Source organism: Mesorhizobium sp. M0119, from assembly GCF_040322615.1.
In the GTDB taxonomy this organism is placed as follows: domain Bacteria; phylum Pseudomonadota; class Alphaproteobacteria; order Rhizobiales; family Rhizobiaceae; genus Mesorhizobium.
The window spans coordinates 43486-61822 of record NZ_JAMYTU010000030.1; the positions used below are offsets into that span (position 1 = coordinate 43486).

The following is an 18337-nucleotide window of genomic DNA, read 5'->3' on the forward strand; positions in this document are numbered from 1 at the left end:
GCCCCTAGAGGTCGAGCACCAGCCGCTCAGGATCCTCCAGGCTTTCCTTGACCCGCACCAGGAAGGTCACCGCTTCCTTGCCGTCGACGATGCGGTGGTCGTAGGACAGCGCCAGATACATCATCGGCCGGATGACGATCTGGCCGCCGACCACCATCGGCCGCTCCTGGATCTTGTGCATGCCCAAAATGCCCGACTGCGGCGCATTGAGGATCGGCGTCGACATCAGCGACCCGTAAACGCCACCGTTGGAAATCGTGAACGTGCCGCCTTGCATATCCGCAACCGACAGCTTGCCGTCGCGCGCCGCAAGCCCCAGCCTGCCGATGTCCTTCTCGATTTCGGCGATGGACATCTGGTCGGCATTGCGCACAACCGGCACGACGAGGCCTTTCTCGGTGCCGACGGCAACGCCGATATGAGCGTAGTTCTTGAAGATGATGTCGGTGCCGTCGATCTCGGCATTGACCGACGGTATCTCCTTCAGCGCATGGGTGACCGCCTTGGTGAAGAAGCCCATGAAGCCTAGCTTCACGCCGTGCTTCTTCTCGAACACGTCCTTGTATTTGCTCCTCAGCGCCATCACCGCGCTCATGTCGACCTCGTTGAAGGTGGTCAGCATGGCGGCAGTCGATTGCGCTTCCTTGAGGCGGCGCGCGATGGTCTGGCGCAGCTTGGTCATGCGCACGCGCTCCTCGCGCGATGCATCGTCGGCCGGGGACGGTGCACGCGCGGCAACGGGTGCCGGTACAGGGGCGGCCTTCGGCATTTCTGCCGGCTGCGACGGCGCGCCCCTGGCGATCAGGTCGAGCACGTCGCCTTTCAGCACCTGGCCGCGCTTGCCCGAGCCCGACACCTGGTCGACCGCGAGATTGTGCTCGGCCAGCAGCTTTGCTGCCGACGGCGCCGGCGGCATGGTGCGTGTCTCGATCGCGCCGGCGTCGCCGGCGATCTTGGCCGTCTCGGCCGCGGCCTGCTTGACGCTCGAGGCCGCCGTCGGAGCCGAGGCCTGCGACACCGCATCCTGTTTCTCCGCCGGAGCGGCGGCATTGGCTGCTGCGCCGGCGCCTGCCGAAATCGTGCCGAGCAACGCGCCGACGCCGACTGTCTCGCCTTCCTTGACGGCGATCTCGGCGAGCGTGCCCGCGGCGGCGGCCGGCACTTCCACCGTCACCTTGTCGGTTTCCAGCTCGACCAGCGGCTCATCGGCGGCGATCGCATCGCCGACCTTCTTGAACCATTTGCCGATGGTCGCCTCGGTGACGGATTCACCAAGTGTCGGGACGCGGATTTCGGTTGCCATTGTGCCTGTCCGTTTCTTTCGGTTCTGTTTTATCCGCCCAGTTCTGTTTTATTCACCGAGCGCGTCGTCGAGCAAGGCGGCAAGCTGGGCGAGATGCTTCGACATCAATCCGGTCGCCGGCGAAGCGGCAGCCGGCCGGCCGGTATAGCGCACCCGCTGATGCTTGGCGTCGATATGCGCCAGCACCCATTCGAGATACGGATCGATGAACGACCAGGCGCCCATGTTCTTGGGCTCCTCCTGGCACCACACCATCTCGGCATTGCGGAAGCGCGACAGTTCGGTGATCAGCGCCTTGGCCGGGAACGGATAGAGCTGCTCGACGCGCAGCAAATAGATGTCGTTGATGCCGCGCTTCTCGCGCTCCTCGTAGAGGTCGTAATAGACCTTGCCCGAACAGAGCACGACACGGCGGATCTTCGAATCCTTGGTGAGCTTGATGGCCTGTCCAGACAATAGCTGGGCATCGTCCCACAACAGCCGGTGAAAGGCACTTTCGCCCGACATCTCCGGCAGCGTCGATACCGCCCGTTTGTGGCGCAGCAGCGACTTCGGCGTCATCAGGATCAGCGGCTTACGGAAGTCCCGCTTCAATTGCCGGCGCAAGATGTGGAAGTAATTGGCCGGCGTCGTGACGTTGGCGACCTGCATGTTGTCTTCGGCGCAAAGCTGCAGGAAGCGCTCGAGCCGGGCCGACGAATGCTCAGGCCCCTGGCCTTCATAGCCGTGCGGCAGCAGGCAGACCAGGCCCGACATTCTGAGCCATTTGCGCTCGCCCGACGAGATGAACTGGTCGAACACCACCTGGGCGCCGTTGGCGAAGTCGCCGAACTGCGCTTCCCACAGCGTCAGCGCCTTCGGCTCGGCCAGCGAGTAGCCATATTCGAAGCCGAGCACGGCCTCTTCCGACAGCATCGAGTTGATGACCTCGAAACCGGCCTGCGCCGCCGACAGATTGTTGAGCGGGATGTAGCGTGTCTCGTCGCGCTGGTCATAGAGCACGGAATGGCGCTGCGAGAAGGTGCCGCGCTCCGAATCCTGTCCGGACAGCCGGATCGGATTGCCGTCGAGCAGGATAGCGCCAAAGGCCAGCGCCTCGGCCGTCGACCAATCGATGCCTTCGCCGGACTCGATCGCCTGGCGGCGGTTGTCGAGGAAGCGGATGATCGTCCTGTGCGCCTCGAAATCCTTCGGCACCTCGGTCAGTTTCTTGCCGATCTCCTTCAGCGTCTTGACCGGCACGGCGGTCTTGCCGCGCCGCTGTTCGTCCTGGTTGTCGGCCGAGCGCAGGCCGGACCACGCGCCGTCCAGCCAATCCGCCTTGTTCGGCTTGTAATGCTGGCCGACCTCGAATTCCTGCTCGAGATGCGCCCGCCAATCGGCCTTCATCTTTTCGAACTCGACCTGGGTGATGTGGCTTTCGGAAATCAGCCGGTCGGCATAGATCTGCACCGTCGTCTTCTGGTTGCGGATCTTGCGATACATGATCGGCTGGGTGAAGGCAGGCTCGTCGCCCTCATTGTGGCCGAAGCGGCGGTAACAGAACATGTCCACCACGACAGGCTTGTGGAACTTCATGCGGAATTCGATCGCCACCTTGGTCGCATGGACCACAGCTTCCGGATCGTCGCCATTGACGTGAAAGATAGGCGCCTCGATCATCTTGGCCACATCGGACGGATAGGGCGACGAGCGCGAAAAGCGCGGGTTGGTGGTGAAGCCGATCTGGTTGTTGATGATGAAATGCAGCGTGCCGGCGACGCGGTGGCCGCGCAGGCCCGACAGGCCGAGGATTTCGGCAATCACGCCCTGGCCGGCAAAGGCGGCGTCGCCATGCAACAGCAGCGGCAGCACCTTGGCGCGCTCTTCCAGCGGCACGATCTCTTCGCGGCTGCGGCCGAACAGATAGTCCTGCTTGGCGCGCGCCTTGCCCATCACCACCGGATCGACGATTTCCAGATGCGAGGGATTGGCGGTCAGCGACAGATGCACCTTGTTGCCGTCGAACTCGCGATCCGACGAGGCACCGAGATGGTACTTCACGTCGCCCGAGCCTTCGACCTCGTCGGGCGCGGCCGAGCCGCCCTTGAACTCATGGAAAATGGCACGGTGCGGCTTGGCCATCACCTGCGACAGCACGTTCAGCCGGCCGCGATGCGCCATGCCGAGCACGATCTCCTTCATGCCCAGCTGGCCGCCGCGCTTGATGATCTGCTCCAGCGCCGGGATCAGCGACTCGCCGCCATCGAGGCCGAAGCGCTTGGTGCCCTTATACTTGACGTCGATGAACTGCTCGAAGCCTTCCGCCTCGACCAGCTTCTGCAGGATCGCCTTCTTGCCGACTGCGGTGAAGGAGATCTCCTTGTCGGTGCCCTCGATGCGCGCCTGGATCCAGGCCTTCTCCTCTGGGTCGGAAATATGCATGAATTCGACGCCGAGCGTCGAGCAATAGGTCCGGGTCAGGATGTCGAGCATTTGCCGGATGGTGCCGAATTCCAGCCCGAGCACATTGTCGAGGAAGATCGGCCGGTCGTAGTCGGCTTCGGTGAAGCCGTAATTCTCCGGCGACAGCTCGTTATAATCCTCGAGCGGCTTGGCAATGCCGAGCGGATCGAGATTGGCGTGCAGGTGGCCGCGCATGCGGAAGGCGCGGATCATCATGATGGCGCGGACGGAATCGCGCGTCGCCTGATGTACGTCGGCGTCGGAAAGCGCTGCGCCGTTGCCGACCGCCCTGTCCTTGACCTTCTTTTCGATGTGCTTTTCGACCAGGCCCCAATTGCCGTCCAGCGCCGAGACAAGCTCGCCATTGGCCTGCATCGGCCAGGAGGGCTTGGCCCATGACGCGCCCTTGGCATTCTTGCGCACGTCGCCGGCGTCGTCCTTCAGTGCCGCGAAGAAGTCCTGCCATTCGGGATCGACCGACGCGGGATCGTCCTCATAGGCGGCATAGAGCGCGTCGATATAATCGGCATTGCCGCCATAGAGGAAAGAGGTAAGCGAAAACTGGTCGTTGGCCTGATCTTGTCTTGCCATGTCACTGTCGAAGCCTTTGCTTCGTCTCCTTTGTTGGAGGGGAGTACGGGAATAGGGGAGTAAGGGAGTAGGGCAAATGCCCTCGTCTTGTTCCCGACTCCCCTATTCCCGTACTCCCTTACTCCCCTAACCTTTGATCGCCTCGACCAGGGTCGTACCCAGCCGGGCCGGCGATGGTGAAACCTTGATGCCGGCCGATTCCATCGCCGCGATCTTGTCTTCCGCGCCGCCCTTGCCGCCGGAGATGACTGCGCCCGCATGGCCCATGGTGCGGCCCGCCGGCGCGGTGCGCCCGGCGATGAAGCCGGCCATCGGCTTGCTGCGGCCGCGCTTTGCCTCGTCCTTGAGGAACTGCGCGGCGTCTTCCTCGGCCGATCCGCCGATCTCGCCGATCATGATGATCGACTTGGTCTCGTCGTCGGCGAGGAACATCTCCAGCACGTCGATGAACTCCGTGCCTTTGACCGGGTCGCCGCCGATGCCGACGGCGGTGGTCTGGCCGAGGCCGACATTGGTGGTCTGGAACACCGCCTCATAGGTAAGCGTTCCCGAGCGCGAAACAACGCCGACCGAGCCCTTGCGGAAGATGTTGCCGGGCATGATGCCGATCTTGCATTCGTCGGGGGTCAGCACGCCGGGGCAGTTCGGTCCGATCAGCCGCGATTTCGAGCGGTCGAGCCTCGCCTTGACCTTGATCATGTCCATCACCGGTATGCCCTCGGTGATGCAGACGATCAGCGGGATCTCGGCCTCGATCGCTTCCAGGATCGCTTCGGCAGCACCCGCCGGCGGCACGTAGACGACGGAAGCATTGGCGCCGGTTTTTGCCTTGCCTTCGGCAACCGTCGCGAAGATCGGCAGGCTCTCGCCTTTGACGCCGGTCCACGTCTCCCCGCCCTTCTTGGGATGGATGCCGCCGACCATCTTGGTGCCGTGGTAGGCCAGCGCCTGTTCGGTATGGAACGTGCCGGTCTTGCCGGTCAGGCCCTGCACCAGCACCTTGGTGTTCTTGTCGACGAGAATGGACATGGTGGTCCTTTTCAAAAACCGTTGATCGGGGAAGGCCGCGCGCTCTTGGTCATAGCCGCCGTGGTCACAATCGCTTGAGGTCGGCGACCGTGAGGTCGCTGTTGGCATTGCCGGTGTTGAGCGTCGTCGCCGGCTCGAACATCAACACCACAGGTTCTTCGCTCAGCGAGCGCGGCCGGTGCTCGACGGCGCGCGGCACGACGATGAACTCGCCGCTGGAAAGCTCCACCGTGCCGTCGCGGAAATCGATGGCGATGCGGCCGCGCAGCACCAGGAAGGCCTCGTCTTCATTGTCGTGCGCATGCCAGTCGAAGACGTCGCCGAACTTGGCGATCTTGACCTGGGAATCGTTGACGTCGCCGGCAATATGCGGATCGAACACCTTCTTGATCTTCGCATCGGCCGCCTCGACGAGGTTTATCTTATGCGGAGGCACAGGCTCAGCCCTTCACCGCCGCCACGATCTTCTTAGCCGCATCATCGAGGTCATCGGCCGACACGACGTTCAGCCCGCTGTCGTTGATGATCTTCTTGCCGAGCTCGGCATTGGTGCCTTCCAGCCGCACCACCAGCGGCACCTGCAGGCCGACCTCCTTGACCGCTGCGATAACGCCCTCGGCGATGATATCGCACTTCATGATGCCGCCGAAGATGTTGATCAGAATGCCCTTGACCGCCGGATCCTTGGTGATGATCTTGAACGCCGCCGTCACTTTTTCCTTGGACGCGCCGCCGCCGACATCGAGGAAGTTGGCGGGCTCGGCGCCGTAGAGCTTGATGATATCCATCGTCGCCATGGCAAGGCCGGCGCCGTTGACCATGCAGCCGATATTGCCGTCGAGCGCGACATAGGCGAGGTCGTATTTCGACGCCTCGATCTCCTTCTCGTCCTCTTCGGTGGTGTCGCGCAATTCGAGCACGTCCGGGTGGCGGAACAGCGCGTTGTTGTCGAACGACACTTTTGCGTCGAGCACGCGCAGCCGGCCGCTCTTCATGACGATCAGCGGGTTGACCTCGAGCAGGCTCATGTCCTTCTCGACAAATGCCTTGTAGAGGATCGGAAACAGGGTCGCGCCATCCTTGGCGGCGTCGCCGTCGAGCCTCAGTGCGGCGTTGAGCGTCTTCACATCGTCGGCCGTCACGCCCTTTTCCGGGTCGATGGCGACGGTAACGATCTTTTCCGGCGTGTCGTGGGCGACCGCCTCGATGTCCATGCCGCCCTCGGTCGAGACGACGAAGGCGACGCGCCCGACCGAGCGGTCGACCAGGATCGACAGATAGAGCTCGCGCTCGATGTCGGCGCCGTCCTCGATATAGAGCCGGTTGACCTGCTTGCCGGCCGGGCCGGTCTGCTTTGTGACCAGCGTATAGCCGAGCATCTCCTTGGCGTTGGCGACGACCTCGGCCACCGACTTCGCCAGCCTGACGCCGCCCTTGGCATCGGGGCCGAGCTCCCTGAACTTGCCCTTGCCGCGGCCGCCGGCATGGATCTGGCTCTTGACCACATAGAGCGGGCCGGGCAGCGCCTTGGCGGCGGCTTCCGCCTCGCTCGCCTTGAACACCGGCACGCCCTCGGCCACCGGTGCGCCAAAGCCCTTCAGCAGCGCCTTGCCCTGGTATTCATGGATGTTCATGCGCTATGTCTCCAGCTTGCTTGGCGGGCTTGGTTGCCGGCTTATTTGGTGGCGAGATGCGGAGCGATCTTGACGCAGGCATCGCACAGGCCTTGCACCGCTGCGACCGAACTGTCGAACATCTTCTGCTCGCTCTTCGCGAGTTCGATCTCGATGATACGCTCGACGCCGCCGGCGCCGATCACCACGGGAACGCCGACATAGGTGTTCTTGACGCCATATTGGCCCGAAAGATACGCCGCACAGGGCAGCACCCGCTTCTTGTCCTTGAGATAGGCTTCGGCCATGGCGATGGCCGAAGCGGCCGGCGCGTAAAAGGCCGAGCCGGTCTTGAGCAGGCCGACGATCTCGGCGCCGCCGTCGCGGGTGCGCTGCACGATCTGGTCGAGCCGCTCCTTTGAGGTCCAGCCCATCTTGATCAGGTCGGGCAGCGGGATGCCGGCAACCGTCGAATAGCGGATCATCGGCACCATGGAATCGCCGTGGCCGCCGAGCACGAAGGCGGTGACGTCCTCGACCGAGACCTTGAATTCCTCGGCCAGGAAATAGCGAAAGCGCGAACTGTCGAGCACGCCGGCCATGCCGACGACATGGCTCTTCGGCAGGCCGGAAAACTTCTGCAGCGCCCAGACCATGGCATCGAGCGGATTGGTGATGCAGATGACGAAGGCTTTCGGCGCGTATTTCTTGAGGCCGGCGCCGACCTGCTCCATCACCTTCAGATTGATGCCCAGAAGATCGTCGCGGCTCATGCCGGGCTTGCGCGGCACGCCGGCGGTGACGATGCAGACGTCGGCGCCCTCGATGCCGGCATAGTCGTTGACGCCGGTCAGCCTGGAGTCGAACCCATCGACCGGCGACGACTGCGCGATGTCCAGCCCCTTGCCTTGCGGGATGCCTTCGGCGATATCGAACAGCACGACGTCGCCGAGATCCTTGAGGCCGACCATGTGGGCGAGGGTGCCGCCGATCATGCCCGAGCCGATGAGCGCTATCTTGTTGCGTGCCATGTCAGGATGTTTTCCCTTTGACTATGACGGCGCCCAAATCCTTGACGATTTGATGACGGCGTCGGAGGAAGAGGCCGGAATGCTGCGGAACCGCGAAATTCGCCGCACGCAATAGCCCCGGCCGCATAAAAATTCAAACGATTATTTTGGAGTGAGTAATTTCAATCGGTTAGAAACAATGGGACTTACGTAAATGTAAAAGTTCTGAAGCCGACTAGAGGAATTCTACACAATGGCACTGGAAATCAGAAGGCTGTTTCTTGGCGATGACGCCCTTGTGATGCGGGTTGCCGACGAAGTCTTCGACGAGCCGGTCAGGCCGGATCGGCTCTCCGCCTATCTCGCGGAGCCCGGTCATTTCATGGTCGTAGCCCTCGCCGACGGCATCGTCGTTGGCCAATGCGCAGCCGTCGTCCACCGCCACCCGGACAAGGTGAGCGAACTCTACATAGACGAGATCGGCGTGGCGCCGGCCTTTCAACGCCAGGGCATTGCGACGAGGATGCTCGGCGCCATGTTCGCACTCGGTCGCGAGCATGGCTGTGAGGAGGCGTGGGTCGGCACCGAGCCGGACAATGTTGCCGCTCGCGAATTTTACGAGTCGCGAAAAGAGCCGCATGGGCCGTCGGAGGGGTTCGTCATGTATGTTTATCGATTATAGGCGCCGGCGGCAGCGGCCCCTTCTGTACTATCCCTCACGCCTGAGCCTGCCGTGCCTCCGTCGATGATCCCTGCGCCCTCTGCCTCTCCGCCCAGTCCTCCAGCCAGTCGTGGCTCTGCATCTCGATCAGCCGCGATGCGGTGCGCTCGAACTCGAAGACCTCGTTGCCGCGCTTGGCCGTATAGAGCTGCGCCGGCGGTGCCGCGGCGCTCATCACCAGCCGTACATGATGATCGTAGAGCGTATCGACCAGCAGGATGAAGCGCTTGGCTTCGTTGCGCTTGCCCTCGCCGAGCACTGGCACATGATCGATGAAGATGGTCGAGAAGCGGCTGGCAATGGCAAGATAGTCGCGGGCGCCGAGCGGCCTCTCGCAGAGATCGGCGAAGGAAAACCGCGCCGCCTCGCCGGCAGCACGCGGCACTACGACGTGCCGGCCCTTAACCGTCAGCATCGTCTCGGCCGTCGGCCTGCCATGCGTCATCACAGCCCACGCGTCGTCGAGCGCATGGTCAGCGGCGGCATCGGCGGGGGTGATGTAGACCGGCATGTGGCTGAGCTTGTCGAGGCGGTAATCCTTGTCGGCGTCAAGCGCCAGCACCTGCGCGTGGCGCTGCAGCATAGCGACAAACGGCAAAAACAGCTGACGGTTCAGGCCGTCGCGGTAGAGATCCTGCGGCGCGACATTGGAGGTGGCGACCAGCACCACGCCATTGGCAAACAACGCCGAAAACAACCTGGACAAGATCATCGCATCGGCGATGTCGGTGACGGAGAACTCGTCGAAGCACAGCACCCAGGCTTGCTCGGCCAGCGCGCGCGCCACCGGCGGGATCGGGTCGTCCTCCTTGGCCGTGCCGTTCTTGCGAGCCTGCCGGTGCTTCTGGATGCGGTCCTGCACGTCGGCCATGAAGTCGTTGAAATGCACCCGGCGCTTGCGCCGCGCCGGCAGCAGCTCGAAGAACATGTCCATCAGCATGGTCTTGCCGCGGCCGACGCCGCCATGGATATAGAGGCCCCTGACCGCCTGGTGCACCTCGCGCTTGCGGGCGAACAGCCACCCCAGCGCGCTTGATTTATGCGCCAGCCGCTTGGCCGATATTTCGTCGATCAGCCGGTCGAGCGCAGCGGCGATCCGCTCCTGCGCCGGGTCGCGCCCGATGGCGCCCGTCTCGACCAGATGGTCGTAGCGCTGCTTGACGGTCGCATGGGTCTGGAGGCCGTCACGCAGATGCATCGGTCACGTCGTCCGGAGCAATTCCAAGAAAAGTGTGTAGCGGTTTTCTGTCCGGAATTGCGTAAAAAACAAAAGAGAGCAATTCCAAGAAAAGTGTGTAGCGGTTTTCTGTCCGGAATTGCGTAACAATGGGGGCCGTTCTCTTACCTTGTAAGCGAGATCGGCAGGCCGTTGGAAGTCTGGCCGTCGAATTTCTCGCCGCCCGAGGAATAGAGCCGTGCCAGCGTGCCGCCGTTCTCGTCAAAGAGCGTCAGCTGTTTGCCGGCGACGTTCCAAGATTTGATGCCGTCGAGCGGCGCCGGGCAATGCAGCGGTCCGGCGCGGTAGCCCGATCCGAATTTGGTCTGCGGCGTCGCCACCTGACAGCTCTGGCCGGATACGCTTGCCTTCCACACACCGGCGACGCTTGAGGCGGTGAGGTCGGCCGCACCGGCCGGCGCCGTCCCATCGGGCGGCAGCGAGGCGACCTGGGTGTTCTGCGGCGCGGTCGGGAACTTCGACGGATCGGCCGGGCCGGGTGTCGCCGGCGGCGGCAGCTGGTTTGCGGTCACCTTGCCGGCGGGCGCAGCTTCCAGCGGCGCCGGCTGCTGCTCGTCCATCGATGTGAACCGTGAGGTTGAACAGCCGCTCGCAACGAGCGCGGCCAGCGATACGGCCAGCAGGCCGGTTTTCGAAAATTTCATTCTTCAACCTCCGTCGGATCCGGCTGGGGGGTGCCGTCCGCGCAATGTCCCCCTCACCAAGATGGAGAAGGTGGCGAAATTTCAACCCGATATGGTTAAAATACGGTTTGCGCCGCTAATGTTGCAAATTTGTCGCAAAATGCACATTGCCTGAATTGCGTTACGCCTTGGCCGTTGGCCGGCACCTCCGGGTCGATACGATACGGCGCACCGGCGCCAAAACCTTGGCGTTCACCTCAAATGCTTGCGCGGGCCGGCTCCGGCATTATCTCTTGGCGATCAGCAAACTGCAGGGAGCCGATTTCTTGGCCGCGAGAAAGAGAGCCGCCAACCGCTATTACAGCGGGCCGCCCAGCGATCATTTCGACGGCACCTTGTTCTTCAATCCCGACGGACGGCCGCCGGGTCGCTTTGCCGATCTGTTGAAATGGCAATTGAGCCGCGAGCGCTCGAAATGGCCGGCGGCGGATCCGAGCCCGTTTCCACCGGCAAGACCGGTCGAGCGCATTGATGGTTCTGCGCTGCGCCTCACCATGGTCGGTCATTCCTCGCTGCTCGTCCAGACAGCCGGCCTGAACATCCTGACCGACCCGGTCTGGTCGCGACGCGTCTCGCCGCTCTCCTTCGCCGGTCCGAAACGCGTCAATCCGCCGGGCATCGCCTTTTCGCATTTGCCGCCGATCGACCTCGTGCTGGTCAGCCACAACCATTACGACCATCTCGACCTCGCCACGCTGAAGCGCCTGAAGACAAGACACGACCCGCTGCTGCTGACGCCGCTCGGCAACGACACGATCATCGGCTCTGCCGTGCCCCATATGCGGCTTTCCGCGCATGACTGGGGCGACCGGGTCGATATCGGCGATGGCGTCACCGTCTATGTCGAGCCGGTGCACCACTGGTCGGCCCGCGGTACTCGCGACCGGCGCATGGCGCTGTGGGCGGGTTTCGTCGTCGAGACACCCGACGCAAAGATCTATTTCGCTGGCGACACCGGCTTCCACGGCGGCATCAATTACCGGCTGATGGCGCAAAAGCACGGCGGCTTCCGCCTCGCCATCCTGCCGATCGGCGCCTACGAGCCGCGCTGGTTCATGGCGCCTCATCACCAGGATCCGGAAGAGGCGGTGCAAGGCATGCTTTTGTGCAACGCCGCCTATGCCGCCGGCTGTCACTGGGGCACGTTCCGGCTCACCAACGAGTCGATCGACGAGCCGCCCAGAAAGCTCGGCGAAGCGCTCGATGCTGCCGGCCTGCCGCGGCAACGTTTTCGCGCCTTGCGGCCGGGCGAAGTCTGGGACGTGCCGGCGGTCTAGCCGGCGGAACCTAAGGCGTCACATAGACGTTTGTAGGTGTTCAAACCTGTCGGCTGCGAGGTGTCTCTCATGATCAGGTGGATCATCATTCTTTTGATTATCGCGGCCGCGGCGAGCCTGCTCGGCATGCCGGCACTGGCCGGAGCCGCCGCCACCGGCGCGCGCATCCTCATCGGGATCGTGCTGATCATCTTCCTGCTGATCGTGCTTGGCGTCTTCGCGGTGACTTGAAAATCACGCCGCGCTGGTAATTTCTGCCGCTATCCGCCATATAGGCGCCAAACCGGCAAGAGACCTTTCGATCGATGGCAAGCGCGGCCCCTTTCGCCAAGATGAACGGCATCGGCAACGAAATCATCGTTGCCGATATGCGTGGGCGTGCCGATCGCGTGACGCCTGCGGCAGCCGTCGCGCTTAATGCCGATGCGGCGACCAGGTTCGACCAGATCATGGCGATCCACGACCCCAGGACGCCGGGCACCGCCTTTTTCATCGACATCTTGAATTCCGACGGAACCAGTGCGCAAGCCTGCGGCAACGGCATGCGCTGCGTCGTCCGGGCGCTCGCGGCCGAGACCGGCCAGAAGACATTTGCCTTTGAAACAGTCGCCGGCATCCTCAATGCCGAGGAACATGCCGACGGAATGATCTCGGTCGACATGGGCAAGCCGCGCTTTGGCTGGCAGGACATCCCGCTGGCCGAGGAGTTTCGCGACACCCGCATGATCGAGCTGCAGATCGGCCCGATCGATGCGCCGGTACTGCATTCGCCTTCCGTTGTCTCGATGGGCAATCCGCACGCCATCTTCTGGGTCGACCGCGACGTCTGGTCCTACGAGCTCGAGCGCTTCGGCCCGCTGCTCGAAAACCACCCGATCTTCCCCGAGCGCGCCAACATCACCATCGCGCAGGTGACCTCGCCGGAGACCATGGCCATCCGCACCTGGGAGCGCGGCGCCGGCCTGACCAAGGCCTGCGGCTCGGCCGCGTGCGCCGCCGTGGTCGCCGCGGCCCGCACCCGGCGCACCGGCCGCAGCGTCACGCTGATGACGCCCGGCGGCGGCTCGCTGCACGTCCTGTGGCGCGACGACGACCACGTCATCCTCACCGGTGCCGCCGAATGGGAATTTTCCGGCTGCTTCGATCCGTCGACCGGGGCGTGGGCGCGCGACACCGAAAGCGCCGCCTGATGGCTCCTCTTGGCAACAAGGGTATCGAGGTCGTCACCTTCGGCTGCCGGCTGAACACCTATGAATCCGAGGTGATGCGGCGCGAAGCCGAAAGTGCCGGCCTCGGTAGGCTCGAAGGCGGCGCCATCATTTTCAACACCTGCGCCGTCACCGGCGAGGCGGTGCGCCAGGCCAAGCAGTCGATCAGAAAAGCCCGCCGTGAGAACCCGGCCGCCCGCATCATCGTCACCGGCTGCGCCGCGCAGATCGGCCCGCAGGATTTCGTCGCCATGGACGAGGTCGATCTCGTCCTCGGCAATGAGGAGAAGCTCAGGGCGCATTCCTATCGCGCGCTGCCGGATTTCGGCGTCAACGACACCGAGAAGGCGCGCGTCAACGATATCTTTTCGGTGCGCGAGACGGCCGCCCACATGGTCGACGCCATCGAGGGCCGGGCGCGCGCTTTCGTCCAGGTGCAGAACGGCTGCGACCACCGCTGCACCTTCTGCATCATTCCTTACGGTCGCGGCAATTCGCGCTCTGTGCCAATGGGCGCCGTGGTCGAGCAGGTCAAGCGACTCGTCGGCAATGGTTATGCCGAGATCGTGCTGACCGGCGTCGACATGACCAGTTTTGGCGCCGATCTGCCGGGCGCGCCGAAGCTCGGCAAATTGGTCAAGACCATCCTGAAGCAGGTGCCGGACGTGAAACGCCTGCGGCTTTCCTCCATCGATTCGATCGAGGCCGACGACGATCTGCTGGACGCCATCGCCACCGAGCCGAGGCTGATGCCGCATCTGCATCTGTCGCTGCAATCGGGTGACGACATGATCCTGAAGCGGATGAAGCGCCGGCACAGCCGCGACCAGTCGATCCGCTTTTGCGAGGATGTGCGCAAACTGCGCCCCGGCATCGTTTTCGGCGCCGACATCATCGCCGGCTTCCCGACCGAGACGGACGCCATGTTCGAAAACTCGCTGGAGATCGTCGAGGAATGCGGCCTGACGCATCTCCACGTCTTCCCGTTTTCGCCGCGCCAGGGCACGCCCGCCGCGCGCATGCCGCAGCTCCGCCGCGACGTCGTCAAGCAACGCGCGGCACACCTGCGCGCCGCCGGCGAGGCCGCCTACCGCCGCCATCTTGCCTCGCTCGCTGGAACGCATCAGTCGATCCTGGTCGAGCGCGACGGGCTCGGTCGCACCGAAGGGTTTACGCTGGCCGTGTTGTCGGCGGGCGCGCCGGGCGACATCGTCGAGGCTGATATCGCCGGCGATGACGGTATCAGACTGATCGCCGCGCCGCTTGCCGCCCGCGCCGCCTGAGAGCGCAAGACATGGCTGGGTTCTTCAAGAAGATATTTTCGTTCGGCAAGAAGGAAGTCGTCGAGGAGCGGCCCGACGAGGCCGCACCGCTGCCGCCGATCAAATGGGATGAACTGGAAGCGCTGAAGCCGGCCGCCGAGCAGGCCGTCCCGGAGTTTTTGAAACGCGAAGAGCCGCGGCCCGAAGTCGAAGCTGTACCTCCACCGCCAGTCGAACCACAGTTGCCTCCGGCACCGCAACCGGCGCCCGCGGAAGAGCCGAAGCCCGAACCGCCGCCGACCATTCCACCCGAGCCAGACATCCAGCCGGAGCCGGAAACGCCTGCTGAAGAGCCGGAGGGGATTCCGGCCGGACCCGTCGCTCCCGAGCCAGTTCCTGAGCCGGAGCAGCCGGAGATCGTTCAGCCAGAGCCTCTGTCCACGGAAGCTGGCGCTGCCCCTCATCCGCCTGCCGGCACCTTCTCCCCGTATAGTGACGGGGAGAAGGGGGCTGATCGTAACGCAGAAGCCCCTTCCACGGACGCCGAAGAAGAAGCTGCAACGCTGACGCCCCCCTCTCCCCGTACCTCACGGGGAGAGGGTAAGGGTGAAGGGCAGCTCCAACCTGCGCAAGACGCGGCACCCGCGGCCGAAGTCACGCCACCAGCGCCCGAAGCGCCGCCGGCCGAAATCCCGCCTCCAATCCGCCAGCCCGCCCCGGTCGAAACGAAACCGGTCTTGACCGAGATCGCGCCCGAACCAGAGGCCATTCCGCAACCATCGCCGGAGCCAAAACCCGCCCCCGGTAAGGTGACCGTAACTAAGAAGGTCGAGCAGAAAGCCGAGCCGCGGAAGGCGCCCGAACCGGCGCCGAGGCGTTCCTGGTTCCAGCGCATGCGAGACGGGCTTGCCCGCTCTTCCCGGGAGTTGTCGGGCAACATCGCCGGCGTCTTCACCAAGCGGAAGCTCGACGAGGACACGCTGCAGGACCTGGAGGATGTGCTGATCCGCGCCGATCTCGGCATGGAGACGGCTTTGCGCGTAACCGACGCGCTCTCCGCCAGCCGCTACGGCAAGGACGTCTCCGACACGGAAGTCCGCACCATCATGGCGGCCGAGGTGGAAAAGGTGCTGACCCACGTAGCCATGCCGCTGGAGCTCGACCTCAGCCACAAGCCGCATGTCATCCTGGTGGTCGGCGTCAACGGCACGGGGAAAACAACGACCATCGGCAAGCTGGCAGCAAAGCTGACCGATGGCGGCCTCTCGGTGATGCTCGCCGCCGGCGACACTTTCCGCGCAGCCGCGATCGAGCAGTTGAAGATCTGGGGCGAGCGTACCAACTCGCCGGTCATTGCCTCGAAGCTCGGCGCCGATGCCGCCGGCCTCGCCTACGACGCATTCGAGCGCGCGAAGGAGGCCGGCTCCGACGTGCTGATCATCGACACCGCCGGGCGTCTGCAGAACAAGACCGAACTGATGGCGGAACTGGAAAAGATCGTCCGGGTGCTGGGCAAGCTCGATCCGGAAGCGCCGCACACCGTTCTGCAGACGGTCGATGCCACCACCGGCCAGAACGCGCTCAACCAGGTCGAGATCTTCCGCAATGTCGCCGGCGTCAACGGCCTGGTGATGACCAAGCTGGACGGCACGGCGCGCGGCGGTATTCTGGTGGCGATCGCGGCAAAGCACAAATTGCCGGTCTATTTCATCGGCGTCGGCGAACAGGTCGACGACCTCGAACCCTTTTCCGCAAGCGAATTCGCTAGGGCGATCGCTGGCGTGGCTTGACGAGCATGATCCCGAAAAGTTGCAGGCTTTTTGGATTGGATCATGCGTAAGAAGGACGCTATGAACCCACCCATCCTCGAAGGCGACCCGTCCGATCCGCGACGCAAGGCGTTGAACCCCGGCCTGAAATTCCTGCTCGAACTCGGGCCTGGTCTGGTGTTCTTTTTCACCACCATCCGCGGTGCGTGGCTTGTCGGGAAGTTTCCGATCCTCGGCCATATCGGCGAGCCTATCCTGATCGCCACAGCGTTCTTTATGGTGGCGACGGCGCTGTCGCTCAGCGTTTCGTGGATTTTGACGCGCAGCTGGCCGATCATGCCGTTGGTCTCGGCCATCGTGGTGTTTGTTTTTGGCGCGCTGGCGCTGTGGCTGCAGGACAAGACCTTCGCTTTCATGAAGCCGACAATCATCAACAGCCTGTTCGGCATCACGCTGCTTGGCGGGTTGGCGTTTGGCAGATCGCTGTTGGGCTATGTCTTTGATTCCGCCTTCAACCTCGACGCCGAAGGCTGGCGCAAGCTCACTTTCCGATGGGGGCTCTTCTTCCTTTTTCTGGCTGCGCTGAACGAGGTTGTGTGGCGCAACTTTTCTGAGGAAGCCTGGCTTTATTTCAAGGTCTGGGGCACGATTCCCATTACACTTGTCTTCACGTTAAGCCAAATGCCGTTGATCCTGCGGCATTCACTCGAGGACAAGGCCGGCAAGGAAGAGAAGGCCGGCAAATAGAGCAATTCCAGGAAAGGTGTGTAGCGGTTTTCCCGGGAAAAGCGCGTAGCGCTTTCCCTAGGGAATTGCGTCAGAATAAGAGGAGAGGGGCATGGAATTCATCGCCACGCGCGACGAGTTGAGGACGATCTACAAGACGCCTCGGCCGACTGACGGCTCGATCCGCAAGGAGCTGAAGGCCCTGGATGGCCACTGCCGTTCCTTCATCGGCAAGAGCCCTTTCGTGCTGATCGGCTCGTCCGACGGCGCCGGCAATGCCGATGTGACGCCGAAGGGCGACAGACCGGGCTTCGTAACAGTGCTCGACGAGAAGACCATCGCCATCCCCGACCGGCCTGGCAACAACCGGCTCGACACGCTGGAGAACATCCTTCTCAATCCCTCGGTCGGGCTGCTCTTCCTCATTCCCGGCATGAACGAAACGCTACGTGTCAATGGCGATGCCCGCATCACCGTCGATGCGGCATTGCGTGAGCGGCTGGCGGTCGACGGCAAGGCACCGCAAAGCGTCGTCGTGGTGACGGTCAAGGCTGCCTACATGCATTGCGCCAAGGCCTTCATGCGCTCCGAACTGTGGAAGCCGGAGAGCTGGTACGACCGCGCGACGCTGCCAACGCTCGGCCAGATCCTGCGCGACCAGTTGGCGCTCGCCGATTCGGCCGAGGCGACCGACCGCTGGCTGGACGAGGAATACAGGGAAACCATGTGGTAGCGTGCCCGGCAACGAATCGCCCAGGCCGGTCTCCATTCCTTTGCTCAACATCCTCGCCATCTCGGGCAGCCTGCGCGCCGCCTCGACCAATTCCGCCCTGCTCGCGGCACTCGCGCAAAACGCGCCGCCGGACTGTCACGTCTCCGTCTACGATGGGCTTGGCCGACTGCCGATTTTCAACCCCGACGATGAAGGCGAGCGGACGCCTCCGCAAGCAGCAGTGCTGATCGATGCGGTCACCGCCGCTGACGGCGTCATCGTCTCCTGCCCGGAATATGCCCACGGTGTGCCAGGCGGCCTGAAGAACGTGCTCGACTGGCTGGTGTCGCGCGATGCAGCCGTCGCAAGCCGGCCATGCTGGTCCACGCCTCGCCGCGCTCGCTGTTTGCCCGCGCCGCATTGGTCGAGATCATGCGGACAATGTCTTTCGCGCTCTATGAGGAAGCAGCGCTCGAAATCGCGCTGCTCGGCAAGAGACCGCCGGAGGTAGAGAAAATTCTGGCGGAACCGGCAAGTAGGCAGACAATGCGCGATACCCTATCCGCCTTCGCGGAGTTCATCCGCTCGCGGTGAACGCCGGACCGTGCTTTCGTCATCCTAGGGCGGAGCAAGGAGCGAAGCGACGCGGCGCAGACCCTAGAGCGGTTCCCCCTTTGACGGAATCAAAGGGGATTCCAGATTTATCTGTTTTGTGATTCAAGATGCTGGCTGGAGTGGAGGCCAGCATCGG

17 protein-coding genes and 1 pseudogene are annotated in these 18337 nt (G+C 63.5%); 10 read left to right on the top strand and 8 right to left on the bottom strand.

Features of this window, described 5'->3' with window-relative positions; genetic code table 11:
• Nucleotides 1–4: 4 nt before the first annotated feature.
• The 6 genes from odhB to mdh all read right to left on the bottom strand — a co-directional run bounded on the left by odhB (nt 5) and on the right by mdh (nt 8012).
• Nucleotides 5–1303, bottom strand: coding sequence for a 2-oxoglutarate dehydrogenase complex dihydrolipoyllysine-residue succinyltransferase (gene odhB / locus NKJ40_RS23490; protein WP_352468089.1), 1299 nt, complete (start codon nt 1301–1303; stop codon nt 5–7).
• Between the two features lie 48 nt (nt 1304–1351).
• Nucleotides 1352–4339: a 2-oxoglutarate dehydrogenase E1 component gene (locus tag NKJ40_RS23495; RefSeq protein WP_352468090.1), complete on the bottom strand. Its 2988-nt coding sequence runs from the start codon at nt 4337–4339 to the stop codon at nt 1352–1354.
• Between the two features lie 126 nt (nt 4340–4465).
• Complete coding sequence (sucD, locus tag NKJ40_RS23500; protein WP_352468091.1) at nt 4466–5368, bottom strand: succinate--CoA ligase subunit alpha; 903 nt, start codon at nt 5366–5368, stop codon at nt 4466–4468.
• A 64-nt stretch (nt 5369–5432) separates the two neighbouring features.
• The gene (locus NKJ40_RS23505) at nt 5433–5804 is read right to left on the bottom strand and encodes a cupin domain-containing protein (RefSeq protein ID WP_352468092.1); all 372 of its coding nucleotides are present in this window, start codon (nt 5802–5804) and stop codon (nt 5433–5435) included.
• 4 nt (nt 5805–5808) lie between these two features.
• Nucleotides 5809–7002, bottom strand: a complete 1194-nt coding sequence (gene sucC, locus NKJ40_RS23510; RefSeq protein ID WP_352468093.1) for an ADP-forming succinate--CoA ligase subunit beta — start codon at nt 7000–7002, stop codon at nt 5809–5811.
• A gap of 41 nt (nt 7003–7043) precedes the next feature.
• The gene (mdh, locus tag NKJ40_RS23515) at nt 7044–8012 is read right to left on the bottom strand and encodes a malate dehydrogenase (protein WP_352468094.1); all 969 of its coding nucleotides are present in this window, start codon (nt 8010–8012) and stop codon (nt 7044–7046) included.
• 232 nt (nt 8013–8244) lie between these two features.
• Here mdh and NKJ40_RS23520 point away from each other — a divergent pair, with 232 nt between their 5' ends.
• Nucleotides 8245–8673, top strand: a complete 429-nt coding sequence (locus tag NKJ40_RS23520; RefSeq protein ID WP_352468095.1) for a GNAT family N-acetyltransferase — start codon at nt 8245–8247, stop codon at nt 8671–8673.
• Nucleotides 8674–8707: 34 nt separating this feature from the next.
• On the opposite strand, the gene zapE is transcribed toward NKJ40_RS23520, so the two are convergent.
• Both zapE and NKJ40_RS23530 read right to left on the bottom strand, forming a co-directional pair.
• On the bottom strand, nt 8708–9910 hold the full coding sequence (zapE, locus tag NKJ40_RS23525; RefSeq protein WP_352468096.1) for a cell division protein ZapE: 1203 nt from the start codon (nt 9908–9910) through the stop codon (nt 8708–8710).
• A gap of 143 nt (nt 9911–10053) precedes the next feature.
• The gene (locus NKJ40_RS23530) at nt 10054–10593 is read right to left on the bottom strand and encodes a protease inhibitor Inh/omp19 family protein (RefSeq protein ID WP_352450179.1); all 540 of its coding nucleotides are present in this window, start codon (nt 10591–10593) and stop codon (nt 10054–10056) included.
• Between the two features lie 305 nt (nt 10594–10898).
• On the opposite strand from NKJ40_RS23530, the gene NKJ40_RS23535 reads away from it, so the two are divergent.
• The 9 genes and pseudogenes from NKJ40_RS23535 (at nt 10899) to NKJ40_RS23575 (ending at nt 18180) form a co-directional block, all read left to right on the top strand.
• Complete coding sequence (locus tag NKJ40_RS23535) at nt 10899–11909, top strand: MBL fold metallo-hydrolase (protein WP_352468098.1); 1011 nt, start codon at nt 10899–10901, stop codon at nt 11907–11909.
• A 69-nt stretch (nt 11910–11978) separates the two neighbouring features.
• Nucleotides 11979–12140, top strand: a complete 162-nt coding sequence (locus tag NKJ40_RS23540) for a DUF1328 family protein (protein ID WP_031195454.1) — start codon at nt 11979–11981, stop codon at nt 12138–12140.
• Nucleotides 12141–12214: 74 nt separating this feature from the next.
• Complete coding sequence (gene dapF / locus NKJ40_RS23545; RefSeq protein WP_352468099.1) at nt 12215–13099, top strand: diaminopimelate epimerase; 885 nt, start codon at nt 12215–12217, stop codon at nt 13097–13099.
• On the top strand, nt 13099–14400 hold the full coding sequence (mtaB, locus tag NKJ40_RS23550; protein WP_352468100.1) for a tRNA (N(6)-L-threonylcarbamoyladenosine(37)-C(2))-methylthiotransferase MtaB: 1302 nt from the start codon (nt 13099–13101) through the stop codon (nt 14398–14400). Before dapF ends, mtaB begins: the two co-directional genes overlap by 1 nt.
• A gap of 11 nt (nt 14401–14411) precedes the next feature.
• Nucleotides 14412–16169, top strand: coding sequence for a signal recognition particle-docking protein FtsY (ftsY, locus tag NKJ40_RS23555; RefSeq protein WP_352468101.1), 1758 nt, complete (start codon nt 14412–14414; stop codon nt 16167–16169).
• A gap of 60 nt (nt 16170–16229) precedes the next feature.
• Nucleotides 16230–16895 (top strand): septation protein A, encoded by a 666-nt coding sequence (locus NKJ40_RS23560; RefSeq protein WP_352468104.1) that lies wholly within the window; start codon nt 16230–16232, stop codon nt 16893–16895.
• A 91-nt stretch (nt 16896–16986) separates the two neighbouring features.
• Nucleotides 16987–17607: a pyridoxamine 5'-phosphate oxidase family protein gene (locus tag NKJ40_RS23565; RefSeq protein ID WP_352468102.1), complete on the top strand. Its 621-nt coding sequence runs from the start codon at nt 16987–16989 to the stop codon at nt 17605–17607.
• Between the two features lies 1 nt (nt 17608).
• Nucleotides 17609–17887, top strand: a pseudogene (locus NKJ40_RS23570) (NADPH-dependent FMN reductase); the annotation flags it as partial.
• Nucleotides 17888–17961: 74 nt separating this feature from the next.
• The gene (locus NKJ40_RS23575; protein WP_352468105.1) at nt 17962–18180 is read left to right on the top strand and encodes a hypothetical protein; all 219 of its coding nucleotides are present in this window, start codon (nt 17962–17964) and stop codon (nt 18178–18180) included.
• The last annotated feature ends 157 nt before the right edge of the window (nt 18181–18337 follow it).

Coding starts and splice junctions, on each gene's coding strand:
- NKJ40_RS23495 (WP_352468090.1), bottom strand. CDS start 4,339: ATGGCAAGACAAGATCAGGCCAACGACCAGTTTTCGCTTACCTCTTTC.
- NKJ40_RS23575 (WP_352468105.1), top strand. CDS start 17,962: ATGCTGGTCCACGCCTCGCCGCGCTCGCTGTTTGCCCGCGCCGCATTG.
- NKJ40_RS23565 (WP_352468102.1), top strand. CDS start 16,987: ATGGAATTCATCGCCACGCGCGACGAGTTGAGGACGATCTACAAGACG.
- mdh (WP_352468094.1), bottom strand. CDS start 8,012: ATGGCACGCAACAAGATAGCGCTCATCGGCTCGGGCATGATCGGCGGC.
- zapE (WP_352468096.1), bottom strand. CDS start 9,910: ATGCATCTGCGTGACGGCCTCCAGACCCATGCGACCGTCAAGCAGCGC.
- dapF (WP_352468099.1), top strand. CDS start 12,215: ATGGCAAGCGCGGCCCCTTTCGCCAAGATGAACGGCATCGGCAACGAA.
- NKJ40_RS23520 (WP_352468095.1), top strand. CDS start 8,245: ATGGCACTGGAAATCAGAAGGCTGTTTCTTGGCGATGACGCCCTTGTG.
- NKJ40_RS23530 (WP_352450179.1), bottom strand. CDS start 10,593: ATGAAATTTTCGAAAACCGGCCTGCTGGCCGTATCGCTGGCCGCGCTC.
- mtaB (WP_352468100.1), top strand. CDS start 13,099: ATGGCTCCTCTTGGCAACAAGGGTATCGAGGTCGTCACCTTCGGCTGC.
- ftsY (WP_352468101.1), top strand. CDS start 14,412: ATGGCTGGGTTCTTCAAGAAGATATTTTCGTTCGGCAAGAAGGAAGTC.
- sucD (WP_352468091.1), bottom strand. CDS start 5,368: ATGTCCATTCTCGTCGACAAGAACACCAAGGTGCTGGTGCAGGGCCTG.
- NKJ40_RS23540 (WP_031195454.1), top strand. CDS start 11,979: ATGATCAGGTGGATCATCATTCTTTTGATTATCGCGGCCGCGGCGAGC.
- sucC (WP_352468093.1), bottom strand. CDS start 7,002: ATGAACATCCATGAATACCAGGGCAAGGCGCTGCTGAAGGGCTTTGGC.
- odhB (WP_352468089.1), bottom strand. CDS start 1,303: ATGGCAACCGAAATCCGCGTCCCGACACTTGGTGAATCCGTCACCGAG.
- NKJ40_RS23560 (WP_352468104.1), top strand. CDS start 16,230: ATGAACCCACCCATCCTCGAAGGCGACCCGTCCGATCCGCGACGCAAG.